The organism is Parendozoicomonas verongulae (genome assembly GCF_009711465.1).
In the GTDB taxonomy this organism is placed as follows: Bacteria; Pseudomonadota; Gammaproteobacteria; order Pseudomonadales; family Endozoicomonadaceae; genus Sansalvadorimonas; species Sansalvadorimonas verongulae.
Genome location: NZ_SMME01000689.1, coordinates 3,078 through 3,589, shown reverse-complemented (window position 1 = coordinate 3,589; position 512 = coordinate 3,078). Strand labels below are relative to the sequence as shown.

Here is a 512-nt window from a genome sequence, read left to right as displayed (position 1 = left end):
GGATTTCCACTGCCTTTTAACTCTGATATCCAGGCTTGGGAAATTCACTGCCAGAAAGTTGTTAAACAAGAGATTGAAGAGGCTTATGAAACGGCATCAACAGTCCCATATGATCTGGACTATGATAGCCCTGTACTGGAAGTAGAAGTATTGAACCAGGATGAGACGGGAGCAGTACGTCGAGGAAAACAGAACACCACCTGTCTCTGCGGTGCCACCTTTGCTTCGGCCAACCTGCTTAAATCCCACCGACGGGGCAGTAGCGACGCCCGGTGCAAGGGGAAGCAGAACACCACCTGTCCCTGTGGTGCCAACTTTGGTTCGGTCAGTCTGCTTTACTGTCACCGTCAGAGCAGCCGAAACACCCAGTGCAAGGGTAGGATGAACACGACCTGCCCATGCGGCGCCACCTTCGATTCGGTCTATCTGCTTAACTCTCACCGCCGGGGCAGCAGTGATGCCCGGTGTAAGGGGAAGCAGAATATCACCTGCTCTTGTGGCAGCACTTTCGA

Annotated in this window: 1 protein-coding gene; it reads right to left on the bottom strand. The window is 53.1% G+C overall.

Going from position 1 to position 512, the window contains the following annotated elements:
- Positions 1-96: 96 nt before the first annotated feature.
- On the bottom strand, positions 97-512 hold a 416-nt coding region (locus E1189_RS02900; RefSeq protein ID WP_196221118.1), incomplete at its 5' end, for a hypothetical protein.